This is a genomic window from Streptomyces sp. NPDC059718, from assembly GCF_042733315.1.
GTDB lineage: Bacteria > Actinomycetota > Actinomycetes > Streptomycetales > Streptomycetaceae > Actinacidiphila.
In genome coordinates this window covers 130,594-152,314 of record NZ_JBHWGA010000006.1, presented here as the reverse complement: position 1 = coordinate 152,314, position 21,721 = coordinate 130,594, and the positions used below count along the sequence as shown (strand labels likewise).

Genomic DNA, 21,721 nt, shown 5'->3' with positions numbered 1-21,721 from the left:
GTCACTGCTGACCGCCCTGGGCGGGTGGTCTCCCGTGGCGCCAGTCCCCATGCCGTGACGGACCGGGAGGCGAGGCACATGGGCGACAGGAGAGACGCAGGTCCGGGAGCCGCCGGAAGGGCATTGGCGGCCGGCCGGCCCGAGGATGTACGCAACGTGGTGCTGGTCGGCCACAGTGGCTCCGGGAAGACGACGCTCGTCGAGGCGCTCGCCCTGGCGACAGGGGCGGTGAACCGCGCCGGGCACGTGGCCGACGGCGGGACCGTCTCCGACCACGACGAGATCGAGCACCGTCAGCAACGCTCGGTACAGCTCTCGCTGGTACCGGTGGAGTGGGACGGAATCAAGATCAATCTACTGGACACCCCCGGGTACGCCGACTTCGTGGGGGAACTCAGGGCCGGTCTGCGGGCAGCGGACGCGGCCCTCTTCGTCGTCTCGGCGGCCGACGGCGTCGACGGCGCCACCCGGATGGTCTGGGAGGAGTGCGCGGCGGTCGGCATGCCGCGTGCGGTCGTCGTCACGCACCTGGAGGCGGCACGGGCCGACTTCGAGGAGATGACCGAGACGTGCCGTGAGGCCTTCGGGGGCGACTCCCCCGACGCGGTGCTGCCGCTGTACCTCCCGCTCCACGGGGAGGAGACCGCGGACGGCCACACGCCCGTGACCGGGCTCATCGGCCTGCTGTCGCAGCGGGTCTACGACTACTCCTCCGGCAAGCGCGAGGAGCGCCCGCCGGACGAGGCGCAGCTGCCCGCGATGGAGGACGCGCGCGCCCGGCTCATCGAGGGGATCATCGCCGAGAGCGAGGACGAGACCCTCATGGACCGCTACCTGGGCGGCGAGGAGCTCGACCTCAAGACGCTGGTCCAGGACCTGGAGCGGGCCGTGGCACGCGGCTCCTTCCACCCCGTGCTGGCCGCGGCGCCGGCCGCGGAGGGCTGCAAGCAGGGCATCGGCACCGTGGAGCTGCTGGAACTGGTCACCGGCGGCTTCCCGACGCCGCTGGAACGTGAGGTCCCCCAGGTCAGCACGCCCCAGGGGACGTCGCACGCACAGCTCACCTGCGATCCGGACGGACCGCTGGCCGCCGAGGTCGTGAAGACCTCCTCCGACCCGTACGTGGGGCGGATCAGCCTCGTGCGGGTGTTCTCCGGCACCCTGCGCCCCGACGAGACCGTCCACGTCTCCGGCCACGGCCTGGAGGACCGCGGCCACGAGGACCACGACGTCGACGAGCGCGTCGGCGCCCTGTCCTCGCCCTTCGGCAAACAGCAGCGGACGGTGCCGCACTGCGTGGCCGGCGACCTGGCCTGCGTCGCCAAGCTGACCCGCGCGGAGACCGGCGACACGCTCTCCGCCAAGGACGACCCGCTGCTCATGGAGCCCTGGCTGATGCCGGACCCCCTGCTGCCGGTCGCGATCCAGGCGCACAGCAAGGCCGACGAGGACAAGCTCTCCGTAGGCCTGTCCCGGCTCGTCGCCGAGGACCCCACGATGCGGCTGGAGCAGAACCCCGACACCCGGCAGGTCGTGCTGTGGTGCCTGGGCGAGGCCCACATGGACGTGGCGCTGGAGCGGCTGCGCACGCGCTACGGCGTGCAGGTCGACGCCGTGCCGCACAAGGTGGCGCTCCGCGAGACCTTCGGCGAGAAGTCGACGGCGCGCGGACGGCACGTCAAGCAGTCCGGCGGGCACGGCCAGTACGCCATCTGCGACATCGAGGTCGAACCGCTGCCGGTCGGCTCCGGCATCCAGTTCGTCGACAAGGTCGTCGGAGGCGCGGTACCGCGGCAGTTCATCCCCTCGGTGGAGAAGGGCGTCCGCGCCCAGGCCGCCAAGGGCGTGGCCCTCGGCTTCCCGGTCGAGGACATCCGCATCACCCTGGTCGACGGCAAGGCGCACTCGGTGGACTCCTCCGACGCCGCCTTCCAGACCGCGGGTGCGCTCGCCCTGCGCGAGGCGGCCACGCAGTGCCGCATCCACCTGCTGGAACCGGTCAGCGAGATCCGGGTCATGGTGCCGGACGAGTACGTCGGTCCGGTCATGAGCGACCTGTCCGGGCGCCGCGGACGGGTGCTGGGCACCGAACCGGTCGGCCTGGGGCGCACCTTGGTGCGGGCCGAGGTACCGGAGATCGAGATCGGGCGCTACGCGGTCGACCTGCGGTCGCTGTCGCACGGCACCGGACGGTACGGCCGCAGCTACGCCCGGCACGAGCCGATGCCGCCCCAACTGGCGCAGAAGCTGAGGGAGCAGCACGCCCAGGAGTCCGGCAAGTAACCCCCGCACGGGGGACGTTGGCGGCCCGGCGGAACGATCTTCTTCCGCCGGGTCGATGACGCACGTCACACCCCCCGTATACGCTGGGTGGGCGGCGTCGCAGGTGTGCCGGTGCCGCGACCGGGGAAAGGGCCGGGCGGGTTCACGTCCGCACGGGCGGGGACCAGAAGGGGGCGGCAGTGACCGACGGTTTCGACTTCCTGAGCCCGGGCGCGCAGATACCGCTGAGCGGTGTCGACGGGCAGACGGGGGCCACCCAGGCCCTCGCGTCGGCCGCGTACCGTGACAGTCCCATGGATGCCCTCTCCACGGCCGACGCGGGCAAGTCGTCGGTCAAGGAGGCGAAGGTCAAGCTGCTGCAGGCGAACCTGGGTGAGGCCTTCGCCCGCGCCGTGCAGAACCGGATGCTGGGCGCCTCCCGCAACGAGCTGGTGCAGTCCTTCGGCGCGGAGCCGCAGACCGTCGTCGAGCACTGCCTGGCCGCCAACCGGATCCGCCAGGAGCGCGACAACAAGCTGACGGCCGTGATGGTCGTGTTCGGCCTGCTCTTCCTGCCCGGGATGCTGGTCTGGCTGGGCGCCTTCCAACTGCGTGCCCTCGTACGGAAGTCCGAGGGCTCCCGGGCAGGGCTGCTCGGCTCGGTGGTGCTGCTCGTGGTCGGCTTCTTCGCCGTCCTCTTCGTCGTCAACCCGCCGCTCACCGGCTTCTGGTCGCAGTACCTGAGGGTGATGATGGTCGCCCCGGTCCTCGGCTGGTTCTGGGCGAAGCGGCTCTGCGAGCAGACCGCCAAGGACCTGCGCGAACGCTGGGCGGGGCTGGTATCGGGCAGCGGCGTCGGCGCGAAGATCCCCGAGGCCGTGCCGCGCAACCCCAACCAGACCCGGGCCGAGAAGCTGCGCCAGAGCCTGGCCAAGCTCTCCGCCGAGCAGCAGAGCAACGTGGTCTTCTACGCCGGCCCCAAGGGCGTGCTCGGCATGGGCGCCCGGTGGGGCGCCTGGCACATGGCCGAGGAACTGACGCCCCGCGAAGGCCTGAGCGAGATCCACCCCTTCCGCAGCTGGGACGTGATCAAGGTGATCCACGGCAAGTTGCGCGGCCTGCAGCGCGGCCCCCTGCACACCGGTGGCTTCCCCAAGCCCCTGATACAGCACTGGGTCGTCTCCCACGTCGGCGAGGGCGCCAAGAAGATCACCCGCCCCACCGGCTCCGACGTCGACGGCTACACCGTCCGCGACTTCGAGATCCAGCGGATCTGCAACGAGCAGCAGTTCGACAAGGGCAACCGGCACTACCTGGGTCTGCAGTTCGTGGTCTGGGACGGTCAGCTGGTGATCACCATGATGGTCACCGTGACCGTGCTGGCGAGCACCCTGCGGATCGAGGTGACCGGGCACGCGCTCGGACCGGTGCACTCCCTGTTCACCACGGCACCGGAGGCCAAGGAGAAGGAGATAGCCCACCCGGTCAAGTTCTGGGAGACGAAGAAGGTGCAGCTGCCGCTCGTGACGAGCGACGAGGTGGTGCGGCTGGCCGCCCGCGCCCCCCTGACCCGTTTCCCCCAGGTGCTCGACCATCTCGGCGGCAAGATCGTCCTGCCCGAGCCCTTCGGTCTGCGGCACAGCTGGGCCTCACAGCCCTGGACGCACCGTTTCATGGCCGACGACGCCCTGCGCGCCGCCACCCCCGTGCTGCGGGCGGTGCACTCCGCGGCCATCACCGTCATGGAGGAGAACGGGGTGGACGTCTCGAAGTTCAACAACCGCTCGGGCATATTGAGCAACATGGTGCAGGACGCCTCGCCCAGCGAGGCCGACGTCTTCTGACGGGGCCCCGGGCCGGACGGCTCGCACGCCGCCCCGGCCCGGTCGGCGGGACGGACCGGGTCAGCCGGCCGGCCAGGCGTCGGCGAGCATCTTGCGGGTGTCGGCGAGGAGCTGCGGCAGCACCTTGGTGTGGCCGACCACCGGCATGAAGTTGGTGTCGCCGCCCCAGCGCGGCACCACGTGCTGGTGCAGGTGCGCGGCGATCCCGGCGCCCGCCACGGTGCCCTGGTTCATGCCGATGTTGAAGCCGTGCGCGCCCGAGGCCGAGCGCAGCGCGACCATGGCGCGCTTGGTGAACTCGGCGAGCTCGATGGTCTCCGGCCCGTCGAGGTCGGTGTAGTCCGCGACGTGACGGTAGGGCACCACCATCAGGTGGCCGCCGTTGTACGGGTAGAGGTTGAGGACCGCGTAGACGGCGTCGCCGCGCGCGATGACCAGCCCGTCCTCGTCGCTCATCTCCGGAATCGCGCAGAAGGGGCAGCCGTCGCCGGCCCCGGGGCCGGTCGGCTTGTTCTCGCCCTGGATGTACGCCATGCGGTGCGGCGTCCACAGGCGCTGGAACGCGTCCTGCGTCCCGACTCCGTTCTGCAGTTCCGGCTCACTCGTCATGCCTTGCAGCATATGGCGTCGTCCTGGCCCTGCGTGTCGCCGGGGGCGCTCCCGCCCGCGGGGCACGATGCTGGCCCCATGCCCATGGATGACGAGCGGCGGCTGCGGGAGTGGGAGCGTCGGGGCAGTGTGCCGCTGTCCATCGCGTCGCTGGTGTTCCTCGTCACGTACGCGGTGCGTGTGCTCGTCCCGGACCTGCCGCCCGAATGGTCCGACCTGCTGCTGACGATCACCGTCGTGACCTGGGGACTCTTCGTGCTGGACTACCTGGTCCGGGTGGCCGTCGCACCGCACCGCTGGAGTTACGTCCGCCGCCGCTGGCTCGACCTGGTCGTGGTCGTCCTGCCGCTGCTGCGCCCGCTGCGTCTGCTGCAGATCTACGGGAGGGTCCAGGACCTCCACAAGCAGACGCGGTTCTCCCTGGAGGCCCGGGTGATGGGGTACGCGGGGCTCAGCGCGCTGCTCCTCGGCTTCGCGGCGAGCCTGCAGGTGTACGCGGACGAGCACGACGCGCCCGGCGCGCAGATCCGCACCTACGGCCAGTCGGTGTGGTGGCTGTGCTCCACGATCACCACGACCGGCTACGGCGACCTCGTGCCGGTGACGGCGCGCGGACGGGTGATCGCGGTGGGGGTGATGTTCCTGGGTGTCGTCCTGATCGGCGCGGTCGTCGGGTCGTTCTCGGCCTGGCTCACCCAGAGCTTCCGCCGGGCCGACGAGCGGCCGGACGCGGGCGGGCCCCCGGAGGGCTGACCTCCGGGGGCCCGTCGCCGTGCGTCGTGCCGGCGGCTCAGACCTGGACGCGGTCCTCGACGGCCTTGGCGATCTCGGCGATCGCCTCGTCGCGCGGGATGCCGTTCTTCTGCGAGCCGTCCCGGTAGCGGAAGGAGACCGAGCCCGCCGCCATGTCCTCGTCGCCGACGATGACCATGAACGGCACCTTGCTGCGCTGCGCGTTGCGGATCTTCTTCTGCATCCGGTCGGCGGAGGCGTCCACCTCGACGCGCAGGCCCTTCCTCTTCGCCTCGGCGGCGAACTCCTGCAGGTAGGACACGTGCGCGTCGCCGATCGGGATGCCGATCGCCTGGACGGGGGCCAGCCACGCCGGGAAGGCGCCCGCGTAGTGCTCGAGCAGCACCGCGAAGAACCGCTCGATGGAACCGAAGAGCGCGCGGTGGATCATGACCGGGCGCTGCTTGGTGCCGTCGGCCGCCGTGTACTCCAGGTCGAAGCGCTCGGGCAGGTTGAAGTCGAGCTGCACGGTCGACATCTGCCAGGTGCGGCCGATGGCGTCCTTGGCCTGGACGGAGATCTTCGGCCCGTAGAACGCGGCGCCGCCCGGGTCGGGGACGAGCGGGAGGCCCTGCTTCTCGGCCACCTGCCGCAGCGTCTCGGTGGCCTCCTCCCAGATCTCGTCGGAGCCGACGAACTTCTCCGGGTCCTTGGTCGACAGCTCCAGGTAGAAGTCGGTCAGGCCGTAGTCGCGCAGCAGGTTGAGGACGAAGGTGAGCGTCTTGTCGAGCTCGTCCGCCATCTGCTCCTTGGTGCAGTAGATGTGCGCGTCGTCCTGGGTGAAGCCGCGGGCACGGGTGAGGCCGTGCACGACACCCGACTTCTCGTACCGGTACACGGTGCCGAACTCGAACAGGCGCAGCGGCAGTTCACGGTACGAGCGGCCGCGCGCGTCGAAGATCAGGTTGTGCATCGGGCAGTTCATGGGCTTGAGGTAGTAGTCCACGCCCTCGTCGAGCTGCATGGGCGGGTACATGCCGTCGGCGTACCAGTCCAGGTGGCCCGAGGTCTCGAAGAGCTTCCCCTTGGTGGCGTGCGGGGTGTAGACGAACTCGTACCCCTCCTCCTCGTGCCGGCGGCGCGAGTAGTCCTCCATGACCCGGCGGACGATGCCGCCCTTGGGGTGGAAGACCGCCAGGCCCGAGCCGATCTGCTCCGGGATGGAGAACAGGTCGAGCTCGGAGCCGAGCTTGCGGTGGTCGCGCTTCTCGGCCTCGACGAGGAAGTCCAGGTACTCCTTGAGCTCGTCCTTGGACGGCCAGGCGGTGCCGTAGATGCGCTGCAGCTGCTTGTTCTTCTCGCTGCCGCGCCAGTAGGCGGCGGCCGAGCGCATCAGCTTGAACGCCGGGACGAACCTGGTGCTGGGCAGGTGCGGACCGCGGCAGAGGTCCTTCCAGCACAGCTCGCCGGTCTTGGCGTCCAGGTTGTCGTAGATGGTCAGCTCGCCGGCGCCGACCTCCGCGGAGGCGCCCTCGGCGGCCTCGGCTGCGGAGCCCTTGAGGCCGATCAGCTCCAGCTTGTACGGCTCGTCGGCGAGTTCCTCGCGGGCCGCGTCGTCGCCGACGGCACGGCGGGAGAAGCGCTGGCCGCGCTTGACGATCTCCTGCATCTTCTTCTCGATGCGCTTGAGGTCGTCGGGGTGGAAGGGCTTCTCGACGTCGAAGTCGTAGTAGAAACCGTCCTTGATCGGCGGGCCGATGCCGAGCTTGGCCTCCGGGAAGAGCTCCTGCACGGCCTGGGCCATCACGTGCGCGGTGGAGTGGCGCAGGATGTTGAGGCCGTCCTCGCTGGCGATCCCGACGGGCTCGACCTCGTCGCCGTCGGCGACCTCGTGGGCGAGGTCCTTCAGCTGGCCCCCCACCCGCGCGGCGACGACGGTGCGGTCGCCGTCGAAGAGCTCGGCGGCCGTCGTGCCCGTCGTGACCAGCCGCTCTTCCTGCTCATCGGAATCGCGCTTGATGATCACACGGACGTCTGACACCGGTCTCTCCTGACGTATGTCCCACTGGGTCCGGCAGCGGAAAGCTGCACCGCTGAATCCTACCGAGCCGGGCGGGTGCCCCGCGAAGCGATGGTCCCCGGCGTCGGGGGCCATCGCCCGGTGCGCCCCCCGGTCAGCCGCCGAAGGAGTCCTCGAAGGTGTCGACGCCGCCGTGCAGGGCCTTCATCAGCCGGTCGCGGTCGGCCTCGTCGACGTGGACGGGGGTCAGCGCCGACGGGTGGGTGAGGTGACGGAAGCCGGTACGCCGCTCCAGCCGCCCGGAGAGCCGGACGGGCAGCCCGACCAGGTGCGCCTGGGCCGCGATGCGGTACCCCTCCTCGGGCAGGCGGATGCGTACGTGGCGGACGTCCGCGCCGGCCAGGACGCGCAGCCGGATGGTGCCGCCCCCGGAGGGGCGCGGCCGGCGCAGCCGGGTGACGGTGCCGGTGACGCGCACGTCGACCGAGGGTTCCTCGCGCACGTAACGCTCACTGGCGGCCTCCAGCGCGGGGAGGTCGCCAGGGGAGAACTCGACCGGCTCCGGCACCCTGGCGAACCCCACGGGCGGCCCGGCCGCCGGGGCCCAGGCGAGGGTGACCACCACGCCCTCGGTGCCGCGCACCATCCGGATCAGGGAGTCGGCCAGTTCGTGGCAGACGCCGAGGCCCACCGCCGCGTCGAAGGCCTCCATGCCGCCGGTGGTCCGCTGGTAGTCCACCGCGTCCCGGGCCGCCTGCAGCGCGCGCAGCAGTGTGGTCACGGTGCGGCGGCCCTCGGGGACCGGCGCGTACGCGGTGAGCTGGTGCCCCGGCGCGGCACCGACCAGCACCTGCTCCAGGAAGGCGTTGGCGTGCCCGGTGTGGCGCGCGCCGAAGTAGCCGTAGCGGTCCCGCTCGGCGCGGGCGGCGGACATGAGCATGGCGCGGGCGGCCGCGCGCAACTGCTCCCCCGCCGTCCACGGCACGGCCGCGCCGGCGGCCGGCGGCAGCTCGCGGTGCCAGTGGATCTCGTCGCCGGGGACGGCGAGCGCGGTCAGCACCTCACGCGCCGACGGCTCGCCGCAGCGGGCGAGGGCGTCGAGGGCCTCGCCCAGCAGCTCGGCGTGGTCGGCGTAGCGGGCGCCCGCGGTACGCCGCTCCGGCACCAGGAGGCTGGTCCGGGCGGCGGACTCCGGCTCGCCCGGGGGCGTCCAGCGTGTGTAGCGGCCCGGGGCGCCGCCGCGCCGCCGCCAGCCGTGGCGGGCGAGCAGCGCGACGAGGACGCCGGGGTCGACCCGCTCGGGGTCGGGCGGGACGAGTGCGTCGTCTGCCGTCCGGCTCATCAGGGCCTCCCTCCCGCCCCGACCCGCGTCATGATCTCGCACAGGGCCCGGTCGTCGAAGATCCGCGCGGTGGGTATCCGCACGGTCGTCTTGCGCTTGCCGGTCGCGGCGTGACCGGCGAGGTTCGTCCAGTAGCAGCAGTGCCGCAGCTCCAGCCGGTCGTGGCCGGCGCGAAGCCACTCCTCCTGGGTGCGCGGCACGAGCATCACCACGAGGATCTTGTGCACCGAGACCGGGGTCCGGGCCAGCTTCACCAGGTGCTCGTTCTCCAGGGTGAAACCGAAGGTCGGACCGGGCGGCCGCGGGGCGACCTGGTAGGTGCACTTGAGCTGCACCTTGATCGTGACCTCGTCGTCCACACCGTGGCCGTGCGAACTGTGGCTTATGTGCCAGTCGATGCCATTGTCCGGGAAGGGCTGGGCGAGCGAACAACCGGCGGCCGCCGCCACCGCGTGCAGATATCCCACTTGGAGGGTTTCCATGCAGCTGGTGGTGGCGAGTCCGCCGCGCAGCGGTGCGTTCGGTTCGGACAGCAGCCCACCCGGGCCGGGCTGCTCGAGCGCCATCGCTCTCCGTGCCTTTCCGGGCGCGGGAATCCTAGTGATCCCCGTTGCCCTCTTCATCCCCACCAGCGACAAGTCGCAAACCGTTGCGGTTCGGTGACGTGCGGTCACGGGTACGTACCGTAAGGGCGGCCGCCGGTCGCCCACATCCTGCGATCCGCACGGGAGGTGCGCCATGCCGCACTGGTACGACGGCCCGCTGGCCGCCTTCGACACGGAGACCACGGGGGTCGACGTGGAACACGACCGGGTCGTCTCGGCCGCGTTGGTGGTCGAGGACGCCCCCGGCATACCGGCCAGGACGACCCGCTGGCTGGTGGACCCGGGGGTCCCGGTGCCCGAAGGGGCCCGCGCGGTGCACGGGCTGGACGACGACTACCTCCGGGCGAACGGACGCCGTCCCGGCCCGGTGATGGAGGAACTGGCACGCGCGCTGGCCGACCAGGCCGCGGCCGGCGTGCCGCTCGTGGTGATGAACGCACCCTTCGACCTGACGCTGCTCGACCGGGAGTTGAAGCGCCACCGCGGCATGGCGCTCGACGCCTACCTGGTCCGCGGCCCGCTGCGCGTCCTCGACCCCCGGGTCCTGGACAAGCACCTCGACCGCTACCGCAAGGGCCGCCGCACCCTCACCGACCTGTGCGCGCACTACGGCGTGGTGCTGACCGACGCCCATGACGCCGCGGCGGACGCCCTCGCCGCGCTCGCGCTCGTACGGGTGCTGGGACACCGCTTCGCCACACGGATCGGCGGGGTGCCGCCCGCCGAACTCCACGCCCGCCAGGCCCTCTGGCACGCCGGCCAGGCCCGCGGGCTGCAGGCGTGGTTCGCCCGCAGCGGCACGGACGACCGGGTCGACCCGGCCTGGCCGCTGCGGCCGACGCCCGCACGGACCCCCGAGGAACCGGCGGCCTAGGCACACGACGAAGGGCCGGTCCGTGATGGACCGGCCCTTCGTGAGGGTGGGCGATACTGGGATCGAACCAGTGACCCCTTCGGTGTGAACGAAGTGCTCTCCCGCTGAGCTAATCGCCCGGGACGACCAGAACAATACAGGGCGCGGGCGGCTGCGTTCAAACGGCTTCCCGGCCCGGTGCCCCCGCCGCGCGCAGCCGGGCGGACAGGCCCCTCCGCCCCTGCCGCATCATCAGGGCGTGGTTCGCCCGGAACAGCGGCCGGCACGGGACGGCCAGCCGTCGCATCAGCGGCTTGTTGACGATCACGTCCTCCTCGAAGAGCAGCCGGGTGCCGCCGCCCGGCCCGTCCGCGCCGACCGTCCACCGCACCCACCCCTCCAGGTCCCCGTACATCGCCACCTCCAGGACCCCCGCACGCGGGTCGCGTCGGGTCTGGTGCGCGGTGACGAACAGGTCGTACGGCAGGACCGAGCGGAAGCGCAGGGTGCCGGCGGTCTCGCCGGTCCGCCGCACCTCGCGGACCTGGGGCCACCAGGCCGGGTACTCGTGCGGGCGCTCCAGGAGGCCGTACACGGCCTCGGGCGGGGCGGCGATCCGCCACAGACTGCGGAAACGGTAACGGCTCCAGTCCATGGAGCCAGTGTGCGTACTCAGCACGGATCTGAGTACCAGCGCGCATGCCCGCGCACGTGGGCCGCGCCACACTCCGAGCCATGGAGACGATGCCCCCGCCGCACGACCGCTGCCCTGCGTGCGGCACCTATCTGCCCGCGACGGCGCCGCCCGCGTGCCCGCGCTGCGCGCTGCCCCTGGTCGGGCCGGTCGCCGAGGAACTGCGGGAGACCGACCGCGCCCTCCTGCGATTGGACGCCGAACGCGGCCGCCTCATCGCGCGCCGCGGGCAGTTGCTGGCACAACTGCGGCCGCCGTACCCGCCGGCGCCGTGGGGCACGCCATGGGGTGCCCCGCCGCCCCGCGAGACGTCGCCCCGCGCGGTGCAGAACCTGCTGCTCGCCCTGGGCGGTGTGCTGCTGGCGGTCGCCGCGATCGCGTTCACCGTCATCAGCTGGGGCCACCTCGGCATCGGCGGACGTGCCGCCGTCCTGGGCGCGCTCACCCTCGCGGCGACAGGCGTCCCCGTCCTGCTGCTGCGCCGCACGCTGACCGCGACGGCCGAGGTGGTCGCCTGCCTCGGCCTCGTCCTGCTGCTGCTCGACGCGTACGCGCTGCACCGCGTGGCGTTCCCCGGCGCCGACGGGCTGCGCTTCGCGGCGGTGTCCCTGGCCGTCGTCGCCGCGCTCTGGGCCGCGTACGGGAAGGCGCTCGAACGGCTCGTGCTGCCGGTGCCCCTCGCCGTGGTGATCGGTCAACTCCCCCTGGCGCTGTGGGCGTCGGCCGCGGAGTCGGCGTACGGGCTCGCGGCCGCCCTGCTCGTCACGGCCGCGCTGGACGCGGCGGCCGCCCTCCTCACCGGCGGGCGCGGGACGCGGATCACCGCCGCCGTCGCCGGGACGGCCGTCGGTCTGGGCGCGCTGCTCACCGCGGGCGGGCTCTCCGTCTCGGCCGACGACGGCGGAGCGGCACTGCGCGCGGGCGCGCTGCTGCTGGGCGCCGCCGCGGTGGCGCTCACCGTCGCGCTGCGACCCGCGGTGCCCGCCTCCGTGTCGGGGATCCTGTCCGGGGTCGCGGCGCTCGCGGTCGTGGGCGCGGCCGGCGGGATCGTGCGGTCGGGCGTGCCCGGCGACTGGATCGTGCCGGGATACCTGGCGTGCGCGGCGGTCGTGCTCGCCGCGGCAGCCCTCGCCGTCCCGGCCCGCCACCGCCCGGTGGCCGCCGGTCTCGCGGCCGGCGCCGCCGCGGTGCACGCCCTGGCACTGCTGTGGGCGCTGCCCTCGCTGATCGTGGGCGTGGTCACGCCCGACGCGTGGGAGGGCCCGTACAGCGCGGTCGCTGTCACCGGCCTGCTCGCCGCGGAACTGGCCACGGCCGCGCGGCTGCACCGCGCCACCCCGTACGCCCCCCTCGCCGCCTCCGGCGCCCTGGTGGCGGCCGCGGTCGCCGTGTGCGTGCCCGGCCCGCTGCCCGTACGGCTCGTCGTCGTGGCCGCCCTGCTCGCGCTGTCGCCCAGGGCGCTCACCTGGACCGCCCTGGTGAGCGCGTGCGGGCTCGCCGTGACGGCCGTCGCGTGGGCACACCCGGAGCGCACGACGACGCTCACCGTCCTCGCCGTGCTGCTGGCCTGCTTCGGCGCGCTGTACGCCGTGGCCCCGCGCACCCGCGTGGTGAGCGCCGCCGCCGTGGTCGCCTGCGCGGCGGGCCTCGCCTGGACCGGACTGCCCGCCCACGCGACCGCGTTCACCCTCCTCGCGATCGCCGCGGCCGCCCAGGCCACCGCCCTCCGCGCCCCCGGACGCCCCTTCGAGCACCCCGGCCACGCCGCGGCCCTGCTCGCGATCGGCCTCGTCGCCGACGACCCCGCACTCCTCGCCCTGGCCCTCGCCCTCGCGGGCGTCCTCGCCGCGGCCGTCGCGGCGCTGCGGGCCGACCGGCGGTGGCTCGGCTACGTCGCGACCTGCCTGATGATCGCCGCGAGTTGGGTACGCCTCGCGGCGTCCGACGTCCACGTCCCGGAGGCGTACACCCTCCCCGTCACGGTCGCCGCCCTGGCCGTCGGCGCCCTGCGGCGGCGCCGCGACCCCGCGTTCTCGTCCTGGGCCGCCTACGCCCCCGGGCTCTGCGCGACCCTCCTGCCCAGCCTCGCCGCCGCCTGGGGCGACCCCGGCTGGGTCCGCCCCCTGACCCTGGGCGCGGCCTCGCTCGCCGTGATGCTCCTCGGTGCCCGCCACCGGTTGGCGGCGCCGCTCCTGCTGGGGGCGGGCGTGCTGGCGCTCGACGCGCTGCACGAACTCGCCCCCTACATCGCCCAGGCCCTCGGCGCGGTCCCCCGCTGGGTGCCGCTCGCCCTGGCGGGCGTCCTCCTGCTCGGGGTAGGGGCGACGTACGAGCGCCGTCTGCGCGACGTGCAGCGCGTGCGGGACGCACTGGGGCGCCTCCGCTAGGAATGTGCCGGTGGGTTGTGGTTGCGGCCTGTGGTTGTGTGCGGGTGCGTTGCGGCTGCGCCGGGCTGGCCGGTTGCTGTGTGCGGGTTGTTTGCGCCCCCTGCGGGCGGCTGCGCCGGGCTGCCCCGATGTTTGTGTGCGGGCGCGTTGCGCCTGCGGCGGGCGGTTTCCCCGCCGCCCTCCCGATTGCCCGGCGCGGTCAGTGCGGGTCTCGCACCGTGTGCCTGGGTCGGTGCCGCGCCGGCGCACGTCCTCAGCGCTCGCGGTTTACCCCCACATCGTTCGGCACCCGGGTCCGCCGCTCGTCGCTTCCGGGCGCACCCCGCCACACCCCCTCCCACGGGTAGGGGCGGCTGACGGCCGGTGTGGGGTCAGTAAGGCACCTGCGGCAACCCAGTACCGCCTCCTCACCCCTACCGGCCGTTAGTCGCCCCCACCGGCAGGAGGGGGTGTGGCGGGGTGCCCCCATGGGGGTCCCCCCGGCCGAAGGCTGGGGGAGACGAACGGAGGCCGCGGTGCCGAATGACGTGGGGCAGCGCCGCGAGCGCCGAGGTGGGGGTCCCCCCGGCCGAAGGCTGGGGGCGTGCCCCGGCGCGGCACCGACCCCACAACGCACGCAGCGAGGCGGTCACTGACCGCGCCGGGCAATCGGGCGGGAGGGCGGGGGGACGCCCGCCGCAGGCGCAAACGACCCGCACACGACAACGAACCGCAACCACAACGGCGCCGCAGGGCTACGCACCGGCAGAGGAACGGCGTTCCACCGCCACCGCCGCCCCCGCCACGCACCCCAACGCCACCGCCGCCAGCGGCAGAAGCATCCACGCGGCCACCCCGACCACCGCCACCCCGCCCGCGAGCAGCAGCGTCCCCCCGGGGTCACCCACACAGCGGCGCACCGCCCGGCCGGCCGCACCCCGGCCGCCCTCCCCGGGCCGCCAGAGCGCAGCCGCGCGAAGCCCCGTCACCACGAGGGCGACCGCGGCCAGGACGCCAACGCACGTGAACGCTCCCCCACCGGGCATCCCGGAGCGGGCCACCGCCAGGTCGAGCCCGAGCAGCGTGAGTCCGCCCCACCACAGCAGCGTCCAGCGCCACCCGGCGCGGGTCGCGACCGCGGTCTCCGCCGCGAAGTCGCGCCATGTGGACCGCTCCCCGTCCAGGTGCCGCCGCAGGTGCCCGCAGGCGGCGGCGAACGCGGGCAGCGCGGTGACCAGCGGCAGCGCGGCGGCCACCAGCCACACCCCGGTCAGCAGGCACTCGGCGAACAGCGCGAACCGGTCCGCACGGGGACGCGCACCGTCGGCACCTCCGAACGCCATGGGCCTCAGCCCTTCAGTCCGGAGGTGGCCGCTCCCTCGACCAGGTGGCGCTGGAAGGCCAGGAAGAAGAGGAGCACGGGCAGGAGGGCGACCAGCGACAGGGCGACCATGCCGCCGTAGTCGGCCACGCTGTCCTGGTCGATGAACATCTTCAGCCCGAGCGAGATCGTGTACTTGTCGGGCTCGTTCAGGTACAGCAGGGGCCCGATGAAATCGTTCCAGGACCAGATGAACGTGAAGATGGCGCTCGTGATGAGGGCGGGCCGGCACAAAGGGAGCACGACGCTCCAATAGATGCGCAGATGTCCGCAGCCGTCGATGCGCGCCGCCTCGTCCAATTCCCGCGGGAGATTGCGCATGAATTGCACCATGAGAAAGACGAAGAACGCGTCCGCGGCGAGGTATTTCCCGAGCAGCAACGGAACGTAAGTGTTGATCAGGCCGAGTTTCTGGAAGAGCACGTACTGCGGGATGATGAGCACCTGGAAGGGCAGCAGCAGCATCGAGATCATGACCGCGAAGAGCAGGTTGCGCCCGGCGAAGCGGATCCTGGCGAAGGCGTAGGCCGCCAGCGAGCAGGAGATGAGCACGCCCACCACCGAACCGACGGCCAGGACGAGCGAGTTGGTGAAGAAGGTGGAGACGGGGATGTCGGCGATGCCAGGGGTCAGCCGCCGGTAGTTGTCGACGATGGGGCGGCCGGGCAGCGGTTCCAGGCTGCCGACGATCTCGTCGCCGGGCTTGAGCGAGGCGCCCACCAGCCACACCACCGGGTAGAGGATCACCACCAGCAGGGCCAGGGCGCCCGCGTGCCAGGCGAGGGTGCGCGCCGTGCGGCGGCGGGCCGTGGCGACGGGGGTCATCGGGCGTCCGTCCCTTCCTCGTAGTGGACCCAGTTGCGCTGGGTGCGGAACAGCAGCGCGGTCAGCAGGCCGATGCCCAGCATCAGCATCCAGGCCGTGGCGGACGCGTAGCCCATGCGGAGGTTGCGGAAGCCCTGTTCGTACAGGTACCAGGTGTAGACGAGCAGGGAGTCGGCCGAAGACCTAGAAGGAGTGGATGAGTTCGAGCAGCAGGTTGAAGAAGAGCACCGGCGAGATCAGCGGCCAGGTGATGGAGCGGAACCGCCGCCAGGGCCCGGCCCCGTCGACCTCCGCCGCCTCGTACAGTTCCCGCGGCACCTGCTTCAGCCCCGCCAGGAAGATCACCATCGGGGCGCCGAACTGCCAGACGGTCAGGGTGACGAGGGTGGGCAGCGACCAGTCCGGGTCGCCGACCCAGCCGCCGACGTCCCAGCCGGCGAGGTGCAGCGCGCGGTCCACGACGGCGTCGTCCTGGAAGACCGAGCGCCACACGATGCCGATGCTGACGCTCGCCCCGATGAGCGACGGGGCGTAGAAGGCGGAGCGGTAGAAGCCCTGGCCGCGACGGGGCCTGATCAGCAGCAGTGCCGCGGCGAGCTTGAGGGGGGTGCCGACCAGCACGTACTCCAGCGTCACGCGCACCGAGTGCCACCAGCGGTCGTCGGCGAGCATGTCGCGGAAGTTCCTCAGCCCGATCCACCTCGGGGAGTCGAAGAGGTTGTAGTCGGTGAAGGCCAGGTAGAGCGAGACGAGCATCGGGCCCAGCGTCAGCAGCAGGACGCCGACGCACCACGGGGTCAGGAACAGGTAGCCGGCCTGGGTCTCCCGGCGTCCCCGCCGCCGGCCTTCCGGGGGCCGGTCCTGCGGGGTGCGGCGCCGCTCGGCGACATGCGGTCCGGCGGTCCGGGTGCGCGTCACGGGATGTCCCCTCAGGAGCCGAGCGCGGTCTTCGCCTCGCTGAAGAACTGTGTGACGGCGTCGTCGACCGAGGTCTTGCCCAGGGCAGCGTCGCCGTAGATCCGCAGGAAGGCCGCCTCCGCGACGTCGGCGCCCGCCGGGTGCGGGGTGATCGGCTCGATGACGCCGCTCACGGACTTCTCGTACGCGGCGATCTGCGCGTCGACGCCGGTCGGCCGGTACGCGTCGAACTGGGCGTTCGTGGGCAGGATGCCGCGGTTGTAGCCCATGACCTTCCCGACCTCGGGGTCGTGGACCATGAAGTCGATGAACTCCGCGACCTCCTCGGGGTGCGCGGTGCGGGCCGAGCCGCTGAGCATGAGCGAGGAGATGTACTGACCGGTCCTGGTGCCGTCGGTGGTCGGGACCGGGGCGAGGGCGAGTTCGGTGCCGGTCTCGGCGGCGTAGCGGACGATGAAGTTGTCCCTGGTGAACTCGGCGGCGGAAAGGTCGCCGCTGACCGAGGACTTGGGCTTGATCTGCTCGCTCTCCTTGGCCGGGACCAGGTCGCCCGCCTCGTTGGGAAAGCGCTTCCCATGCTCATCGGAACAGCACAACCGCCGGACATGACGACGAGGCCCGGAAGCCGCTCTCGGCTTCCGGGCCCTCGGTCCGGGTGGGCGATACTGGGATCGAACCAGTGACCCCTTCGGTGTGAACGAAGTGCTCTCCCGCTGAGCTAATCGCCCCGGTGCGGGAACAACATTACCGCATGTCAGCGGGTGCCCCGACCATCGCGGACGGTGCGCCCTCAGTGCAGGTCGGCCTTCCACGGCATCACGAAGCCGAACCGCCAGAGGTAGTACCCCAGCAGGACGCCGATGATCACCAGCCCGATGGCGGTCAGCGTCAGGTTCCGCCGCCGCACCTTCGGGTCGAGCGCCTTCTGTGCCGCCTCGGTCACCTTCCGCTTCGTCCAGCGCAGCACTAGCTGGGCCCAGACGAACTCGGTCGCCCAGACGGCCATGCCGGCGAAGATCACCACCCAGCCGGGCCCCGGCAGCGGGAGCAGGACCACGCCCGTCCCGACGATCGCCAGACCCACCAGGAAGACCCCGACCTGCCAGCTCACGTGCAGCGCGCGGGAGCGCCGGATGAAACGTGGCGCCCTCGACCCCAGCGGGCGCTCGGAACCCTCCGGCTCCACGTCCTCGCCGTCCCCGTTGTCGACGGTCGCGGGATCCATGGCCACGGCCACCTCCCGCTCGTCACTCTCCGCAGTCATGCTCCCAAACTTACCCGAAGCCACTTCGTCACCGGAATGGCTCGCCGGGGAGGAAAAGAACTCGGCCGGACGAGGTACCGGAACCCTCACAAACCCGTCAGAGGGGTTTACAACGTCCCCGCAGGTGGCATGTCGATTTCGCCGACGTGCGAATCCCCGAGCGCACACTGAGCGAAAGGCCCTGGCGCTTATGAACACCACGGTCAGCTGCGAGCTGCACCTGCGCCTCGTTGTGTCGAGCGAATCGTCACTGCCCGTACCCGCGGGCTTGCGGTACGACACGGCCGATCCCTACGCCGTGCACGCCACCTTCCACACCGGTGCCGAGGAGACAGTCGAATGGGTCTTCGCCCGCGACCTGCTCGCCGAAGGTCTGCACCGGCCCACCGGCACCGGCGACGTCCGGGTCTGGCCGTCCCGCAGTCACGGCCAGGGCGTCGTGTGCATCGCCCTCAGCTCTCCGGAGGGGGAGGCGCTGCTCGAGGCCCCTGCGCGGGCCCTGGAGTCGTTCCTCAAGCGGACCGACGCCGCGGTGCCCCCCGGCACCGAACACCGTCATTTCGACCTGGACACCGAGCTCTCGCACATCCTCGCCGAGAGCTGAGTCCACCGACCGTCCGTCGCCGTACGCATCTCGGGGGTACGGCGCGGACCCGACCTGCCGGAGCCGTCGTCGGGGAGCAGCACGCTCCACGGCGACGGCTCTCGCGCTAAAGTCACCGGAACGCCCGACCCACCAGGCCAGGGAGAGAGCGATTCCGTGCTGATCAACCATGACACCAGGTGCGCACTCGACTGCGTGGTGGATCTCATCAACACCACCCCGGAGAGTGACGGCCGCGAGGGTCTGGCCGACCTCGCGGCGCTGCGCGCCTTCGTGGAGCGCAACGAGGTCAGCGACGTCGGATCGCTCGACGAGGACGACCTCGTCGCGGTGCGCGCCGTACGGCAGCTCTTCTCCCAGGTCTTCTCCGCGCCCGCCACGCCCGAGGCCGCGGCGCTGGTCAACTCGCTCGTCGCCGAGGCCGGCACCACGCCCCGGCTCACCGACCACGACGGCTACGACTGGCACGTCCACTACTTCGCCCCGGGCGCCTCCCTCGCCGAGCACCTGGCCGCCGACTGCGGGATGGCCCTGGCCTTCCTCCTCGTCGCCGGGGAGCGGGAGCGGCTGCGCCGCTGCGACGCCCCGGACTGCCGGCGCGCCTTCGTCGACCTGTCACGCAACCGCTCGCGCCGGTACTGCGACAGCCGCACCTGCGGCAACCGGCTCCACGTCGCCGCGTACCGGGCGCGCCGCCGCGAGGCCGTCGCCGTGCCGGCTCAGAACGGCCAGAGGTCGTAGAGCCCGCCGAAGGCGAGCAGACTGCCGATCACGGTCAGGAACAGCATGAGCGGCGGCTGGGAAAGCGCGAACAGGCAGCCGCGGGGCTCGTCGTCGTCTGCTTGGGCTTCCATGGCCTTACGGTGTGCTCGGAGGGAAGCGAACTCGCACAACCGTACGCCCCCGGACACACCAAATCCCGCTCAGGGGGCGGTAGTTGAGGTCCGCCAGGGCGATGATGACGTAACCCCGCCACCCCCTGCCACCAACACGCCGCTCAGATCCCCCTGCGCTTGAGGATCTCCTCGATCTCACCGAATTCGGCCAGGTCGGGATCGGTCTTCGCCGCCTTCGGGACCGGTTTCTTCCCCTGCGCCAGAGCCGGCGCCCCCGCGCCCGACGCGACCGCCCGGCCCGGGCTCGCCTCCGCGACGCCCTTGCGGCGCCCCGACACCCGCGCGAGGAAGTACAGCACGACCGACAGGGCGAGCACGGCGAAGCCCGCCCACACCGACGGCTTGAACACCAGGTCCGCCGCCCAGTCGGCGAGGGCCCGGACGACGGTCCCGGCCAGCGAGACCAGGCCCGTCATGTACAGGCCGACGGGCAGCAGCGCCGCCGCCGCGATCATCGTCGCCCTGCGGAACCTGCGCCGGTAGGCGGTGAGCAGGGCGATCGCCAGGCCCGCCGCGGACAGCGCGACACACACGGTCGAGGTCAGCATGCGGAGCTCCTCCGAAAGGGTCTGCTCGCTCCATCGTGCACCCGCCCCCCACCTGCGGGCCACGGCCCGGCGGCAACCTCAGGGTGATCTCCGGGACGGCTCCTCCCCCGGTGGGAGACTGGCCCCATGAACGAAGCGACTCCCCGCACCGTCGTCCTCGAGTACTGGTGCGAACTCCAGTGCCCCGACTGCGCCACCGCCCTCACCGACCTGCACGCCCTGCGCGACCGGTACGGCGACGCCCTGGAGATCCAGCTGCGGCACTTCCCCCTGGAGAAGCACAAGCACGCCTACGCCGCCGCCCAGGCCGCGGAGGAGGCCTTCGCCCAGGGCCGCGGCTGGGAGTACGCGGAGGCGGTCCTCGCCCGCACGGACGAGCTGGGCGAGCGGGGCGAGGCACTGCTGGTCGAGATCGCGGCGGACCTGGGCCTCGACGCGGAGGAGGTCGACACCGCGCTCGTCGACGGGCGGCACCTCCTCGTCGTCGACGCCGACCAGGCCGAGGGCAAGGCCATCGGCGTCACCGGCACCCCCACCTACGTCATCTCCGGCGAACGCCTCGACGGCGGCACGTCCCAAGACGGCCTCCGCACCCGCATCGAGTCCCTCGCGGACGCCGCCCTGGGCCGGTAACCGACATCTCGGCGTGTGCACGCCGGTGGTGGGGGTGTGCCAACCCTCCCCCAGCCTGCGGCCGGGGGGACCCCCGTGCCTTGCGGAACGACTTCCCGCAACCCCCACCTCGTCCGGCCGTCAGTCGCCCACACGACCGGAGGGGGTGTGACGGGGTGCGCCCATGGGGGTCCCCCCGGCCGAAGGCTGGGGGAGACGAGCGGCGGACCCGGGTGCCGAACGACGTGGACGTAAACCGCGAGCGCTGTGGGGGTCCCCCCGGCCGAAGGCTGGGGGAGTGCGCCGGCGCGGCACCGACCCACACGAACATGGCGCAGGCCCGCACTGACCGCGCCGGGCAATCGGGAGGGCGGGCGGGTGGACGCCCGCCGCAGGCGCATACAACCCGCACGACAACCACCGGCCGCAACCCCCACCCCCGGGCACTCAGAGAAGCGGCTTCGCCAAATGCACCTCCGTCACCCCGTACCTCAGCGCCCCGTACAGCCCCTCCGCCGCCTCGTTCCCGGCGAAGACGTTGAGCCCGATCCACCGCAGCCCCGCCGCCAGGCACTCCCGCTCCGCGGCGAGCATGAGCGTGCGCCCGTGGCCCCGGCCCCGGTGCCCCTCGGCGACGTGGACGTCGAACACGAACCCCGTGGCCTCGTCCCTGCGCCCCACCCACAACTCCCCCACCACCCGCCCGGCCTCCCGGGCCTCCCCGGGCCCGCCGACCTCCAGCGCCCTCAGCACCGCGCCGGGCGTCGCGAGCCCCTCGGGGAGGGCGGCCAGGTCGTCGGCCCGGGCCTTGGCGCGGGCCTGCGCCTCGGGCACGCCGCGCCGCGTCCAGGACCGGACGTACTCGTCCTGCTTGCGGGCCGCCCACCCCGGGTACTCCGCCTCCGTCATGGGCCGCACGACGCTGCCGCCGGGCAGCGCGGGCGGCGCGTCGGGCAGCGCCTTGAGCATGTTCCGGTTGCGGACGACGTACCCCAGCACGCCCGCGAGCCGGAGCGCGGCCGCGTCTTCCGTCCGCACCGAGACCTCGATGCGGCGGCAGCCCCAACCCCGCAGGACCTCCTCCGCGGCGAGGGCCGCGACCGTACCGCGGCCGCGGCGCTGCTGGTCGTGGTCGATCCGCAGTGCGGCGATGCGCCCGACCTCGGGCCCGAACCGGGCGTCGGTGCACAGGGTGGTCTCCCCCACCGGGCGCCCGTTGACACAGACGTGGAAGCGGCGGGCGCGTACTCCGCCGCGCCAGCGCTGTTCGGGCTCGGCCGGGCGCAGGGTGGTGGTCATGGTGTGGAGTTCTACCGGGTCGCCGCGGTTACGTCACGGGTTCAACC

19 protein-coding genes, 2 tRNA genes and 2 pseudogenes are annotated in these 21,721 nt (G+C 72.6%); 8 read left to right on the top strand and 15 right to left on the bottom strand.

Annotation, left to right across the window (positions count from 1 at the left end):
• Positions 1–78: 78 nt before the first annotated feature.
• Together ACFV3E_RS09860 and ACFV3E_RS09855 are read left to right on the top strand one after the other, a co-directional pair.
• Positions 79–2,283, top strand: coding sequence for an elongation factor G-like protein EF-G2 (locus tag ACFV3E_RS09860; protein ID WP_500534203.1), 2,205 nt, complete (start codon positions 79–81; stop codon positions 2,281–2,283).
• Positions 2,284–2,462: 179 nt separating this feature from the next.
• Entirely contained in the window at positions 2,463–4,106 is a 1,644-nt protein-coding gene (locus ACFV3E_RS09855) for an AbeC-like domain-containing protein (RefSeq protein WP_500534202.1), read from the top strand.
• Between the two features lie 60 nt (positions 4,107–4,166).
• Here the strand turns inward: ACFV3E_RS09855 and ACFV3E_RS09850 are convergent, their stop codons facing one another.
• Positions 4,167–4,727, bottom strand: coding sequence for an HIT family protein (locus ACFV3E_RS09850; RefSeq protein WP_499510812.1), 561 nt, complete (start codon positions 4,725–4,727; stop codon positions 4,167–4,169).
• Between the two features lie 66 nt (positions 4,728–4,793).
• Here ACFV3E_RS09850 and ACFV3E_RS09845 point away from each other — a divergent pair, with 66 nt between their 5' ends.
• The gene (locus ACFV3E_RS09845) at positions 4,794–5,468 is read left to right on the top strand and encodes a potassium channel family protein (RefSeq protein ID WP_500534201.1); all 675 of its coding nucleotides are present in this window, start codon (positions 4,794–4,796) and stop codon (positions 5,466–5,468) included.
• 37 nt (positions 5,469–5,505) lie between these two features.
• On the opposite strand, the gene thrS is transcribed toward ACFV3E_RS09845, so the two are convergent.
• From thrS to ACFV3E_RS09830, 3 genes are all read right to left on the bottom strand, one after another.
• Complete coding sequence (gene thrS, locus ACFV3E_RS09840; protein WP_500534200.1) at positions 5,506–7,488, bottom strand: threonine--tRNA ligase; 1,983 nt, start codon at positions 7,486–7,488, stop codon at positions 5,506–5,508.
• A 133-nt stretch (positions 7,489–7,621) separates the two neighbouring features.
• Entirely contained in the window at positions 7,622–8,809 is a 1,188-nt protein-coding gene (locus ACFV3E_RS09835) for a hypothetical protein (RefSeq protein ID WP_500534199.1), read from the bottom strand.
• A complete protein-coding gene (locus ACFV3E_RS09830) occupies positions 8,809–9,375 on the bottom strand; it encodes a DUF4365 domain-containing protein (RefSeq protein WP_499510816.1) in 567 nt (188 codons plus the stop codon). The genes ACFV3E_RS09835 and ACFV3E_RS09830 overlap by 1 nt, the downstream gene beginning before the upstream one ends.
• Before the next feature lie 172 nt (positions 9,376–9,547).
• Between ACFV3E_RS09830 and ACFV3E_RS09825 the strand changes: the two genes are divergently transcribed.
• Positions 9,548–10,288 (top strand): exonuclease domain-containing protein, encoded by a 741-nt coding sequence (locus ACFV3E_RS09825; RefSeq protein WP_500370534.1) that lies wholly within the window; start codon positions 9,548–9,550, stop codon positions 10,286–10,288.
• A gap of 47 nt (positions 10,289–10,335) precedes the next feature.
• Here the strand turns inward: ACFV3E_RS09825 and ACFV3E_RS09820 are convergent.
• Together ACFV3E_RS09820 and ACFV3E_RS09815 are read right to left on the bottom strand one after the other, a co-directional pair.
• Positions 10,336–10,407 (bottom strand) — tRNA-Val (locus ACFV3E_RS09820).
• A gap of 38 nt (positions 10,408–10,445) precedes the next feature.
• On the bottom strand, positions 10,446–10,922 hold the full coding sequence (locus ACFV3E_RS09815; RefSeq protein ID WP_500370533.1) for an SRPBCC family protein: 477 nt from the start codon (positions 10,920–10,922) through the stop codon (positions 10,446–10,448).
• Between the two features lie 80 nt (positions 10,923–11,002).
• Between ACFV3E_RS09815 and ACFV3E_RS09810 the strand changes: the two genes are divergently transcribed.
• A complete protein-coding gene (locus ACFV3E_RS09810; protein ID WP_500534198.1) occupies positions 11,003–13,348 on the top strand; it encodes an SCO7613 C-terminal domain-containing membrane protein in 2,346 nt (781 codons plus the stop codon).
• A 734-nt stretch (positions 13,349–14,082) separates the two neighbouring features.
• Here ACFV3E_RS09810 and ACFV3E_RS09805 read toward each other — a convergent pair.
• From ACFV3E_RS09805 to ACFV3E_RS09780, 6 genes and pseudogenes are all read right to left on the bottom strand, one after another.
• Entirely contained in the window at positions 14,083–14,670 is a 588-nt protein-coding gene (locus tag ACFV3E_RS09805; RefSeq protein WP_500534197.1) for a DUF624 domain-containing protein, read from the bottom strand.
• A gap of 5 nt (positions 14,671–14,675) precedes the next feature.
• The gene (locus ACFV3E_RS09800; protein WP_500534196.1) at positions 14,676–15,533 is read right to left on the bottom strand and encodes a carbohydrate ABC transporter permease; all 858 of its coding nucleotides are present in this window, start codon (positions 15,531–15,533) and stop codon (positions 14,676–14,678) included.
• Positions 15,530–16,451: pseudogene (locus tag ACFV3E_RS09795) on the bottom strand (carbohydrate ABC transporter permease). Before ACFV3E_RS09795 ends, ACFV3E_RS09800 begins: the two are co-directional and overlap by 4 nt.
• A gap of 11 nt (positions 16,452–16,462) precedes the next feature.
• Positions 16,463–17,008, bottom strand: a pseudogene (locus tag ACFV3E_RS09790) (sugar ABC transporter substrate-binding protein); the annotation flags it as partial.
• 99 nt (positions 17,009–17,107) lie between these two features.
• A tRNA-Val gene (locus ACFV3E_RS09785) sits at positions 17,108–17,179 on the bottom strand.
• A gap of 62 nt (positions 17,180–17,241) precedes the next feature.
• A complete protein-coding gene (locus ACFV3E_RS09780; protein WP_500534195.1) occupies positions 17,242–17,715 on the bottom strand; it encodes a TIGR02611 family protein in 474 nt (157 codons plus the stop codon).
• Between the two features lie 190 nt (positions 17,716–17,905).
• Between ACFV3E_RS09780 and ACFV3E_RS09775 the strand changes: the two genes are divergently transcribed.
• Together ACFV3E_RS09775 and ACFV3E_RS09770 are read left to right on the top strand one after the other, a co-directional pair.
• Positions 17,906–18,319, top strand: coding sequence for an SsgA family sporulation/cell division regulator (locus tag ACFV3E_RS09775; protein WP_003959770.1), 414 nt, complete (start codon positions 17,906–17,908; stop codon positions 18,317–18,319).
• A gap of 156 nt (positions 18,320–18,475) precedes the next feature.
• Positions 18,476–19,060 (top strand): CGNR zinc finger domain-containing protein, encoded by a 585-nt coding sequence (locus ACFV3E_RS09770; protein ID WP_500370529.1) that lies wholly within the window; start codon positions 18,476–18,478, stop codon positions 19,058–19,060.
• On the opposite strand, the gene ACFV3E_RS09765 is transcribed toward ACFV3E_RS09770, so the two are convergent.
• The gene (locus ACFV3E_RS09765; RefSeq protein ID WP_499510825.1) at positions 19,039–19,173 is read right to left on the bottom strand and encodes a hypothetical protein; all 135 of its coding nucleotides are present in this window, start codon (positions 19,171–19,173) and stop codon (positions 19,039–19,041) included. The two genes, ACFV3E_RS09770 and ACFV3E_RS09765, sit on opposite strands and share 22 nt — an antisense overlap.
• A 143-nt stretch (positions 19,174–19,316) precedes the next feature.
• Positions 19,317–19,763: a hypothetical protein gene (locus ACFV3E_RS09760; protein ID WP_500534194.1), complete on the bottom strand. Its 447-nt coding sequence runs from the start codon at positions 19,761–19,763 to the stop codon at positions 19,317–19,319.
• Between the two features lie 126 nt (positions 19,764–19,889).
• Between ACFV3E_RS09760 and ACFV3E_RS09755 the strand changes: the two genes are divergently transcribed.
• A complete protein-coding gene (locus tag ACFV3E_RS09755; RefSeq protein ID WP_500534193.1) occupies positions 19,890–20,396 on the top strand; it encodes a DsbA family protein in 507 nt (168 codons plus the stop codon).
• Positions 20,397–20,822: 426 nt separating this feature from the next.
• Here ACFV3E_RS09755 and ACFV3E_RS09750 read toward each other — a convergent pair whose 3' ends face one another.
• The gene (locus ACFV3E_RS09750) at positions 20,823–21,674 is read right to left on the bottom strand and encodes a GNAT family N-acetyltransferase (protein WP_500534192.1); all 852 of its coding nucleotides are present in this window, start codon (positions 21,672–21,674) and stop codon (positions 20,823–20,825) included.
• Positions 21,675–21,721 lie beyond the last annotated feature (47 nt).

What these genes read in the sequence shown, in the direction of transcription:
- ACFV3E_RS09815 (WP_500370533.1), bottom strand. Translation starts at nt 10,922, where the DNA reads ATGGACTGGAGCCGTTACCGTTTCCGCAGTCTGTGGCGGATCGCCGCC.
- ACFV3E_RS09805 (WP_500534197.1), bottom strand. Translation starts at nt 14,670, where the DNA reads ATGGCGTTCGGAGGTGCCGACGGTGCGCGTCCCCGTGCGGACCGGTTC.
- ACFV3E_RS09860 (WP_500534203.1), top strand. Translation starts at nt 79, where the DNA reads ATGGGCGACAGGAGAGACGCAGGTCCGGGAGCCGCCGGAAGGGCATTG.
- ACFV3E_RS09845 (WP_500534201.1), top strand. Translation starts at nt 4,794, where the DNA reads ATGCCCATGGATGACGAGCGGCGGCTGCGGGAGTGGGAGCGTCGGGGC.
- ACFV3E_RS09780 (WP_500534195.1), bottom strand. Translation starts at nt 17,715, where the DNA reads ATGACTGCGGAGAGTGACGAGCGGGAGGTGGCCGTGGCCATGGATCCC.
- ACFV3E_RS09765 (WP_499510825.1), bottom strand. Translation starts at nt 19,173, where the DNA reads ATGGAAGCCCAAGCAGACGACGACGAGCCCCGCGGCTGCCTGTTCGCG.
- ACFV3E_RS09810 (WP_500534198.1), top strand. Translation starts at nt 11,003, where the DNA reads ATGGAGACGATGCCCCCGCCGCACGACCGCTGCCCTGCGTGCGGCACC.
- ACFV3E_RS09760 (WP_500534194.1), bottom strand. Translation starts at nt 19,763, where the DNA reads ATGCTGACCTCGACCGTGTGTGTCGCGCTGTCCGCGGCGGGCCTGGCG.
- ACFV3E_RS09835 (WP_500534199.1), bottom strand. Translation starts at nt 8,809, where the DNA reads ATGAGCCGGACGGCAGACGACGCACTCGTCCCGCCCGACCCCGAGCGG.
- ACFV3E_RS09830 (WP_499510816.1), bottom strand. Translation starts at nt 9,375, where the DNA reads ATGGCGCTCGAGCAGCCCGGCCCGGGTGGGCTGCTGTCCGAACCGAAC.
- ACFV3E_RS09825 (WP_500370534.1), top strand. Translation starts at nt 9,548, where the DNA reads ATGCCGCACTGGTACGACGGCCCGCTGGCCGCCTTCGACACGGAGACC.
- ACFV3E_RS09755 (WP_500534193.1), top strand. Translation starts at nt 19,890, where the DNA reads ATGAACGAAGCGACTCCCCGCACCGTCGTCCTCGAGTACTGGTGCGAA.
- ACFV3E_RS09850 (WP_499510812.1), bottom strand. Translation starts at nt 4,727, where the DNA reads ATGCTGCAAGGCATGACGAGTGAGCCGGAACTGCAGAACGGAGTCGGG.
- ACFV3E_RS09775 (WP_003959770.1), top strand. Translation starts at nt 17,906, where the DNA reads ATGAACACCACGGTCAGCTGCGAGCTGCACCTGCGCCTCGTTGTGTCG.
- ACFV3E_RS09750 (WP_500534192.1), bottom strand. Translation starts at nt 21,674, where the DNA reads ATGACCACCACCCTGCGCCCGGCCGAGCCCGAACAGCGCTGGCGCGGC.
- ACFV3E_RS09800 (WP_500534196.1), bottom strand. Translation starts at nt 15,533, where the DNA reads ATGACCCCCGTCGCCACGGCCCGCCGCCGCACGGCGCGCACCCTCGCC.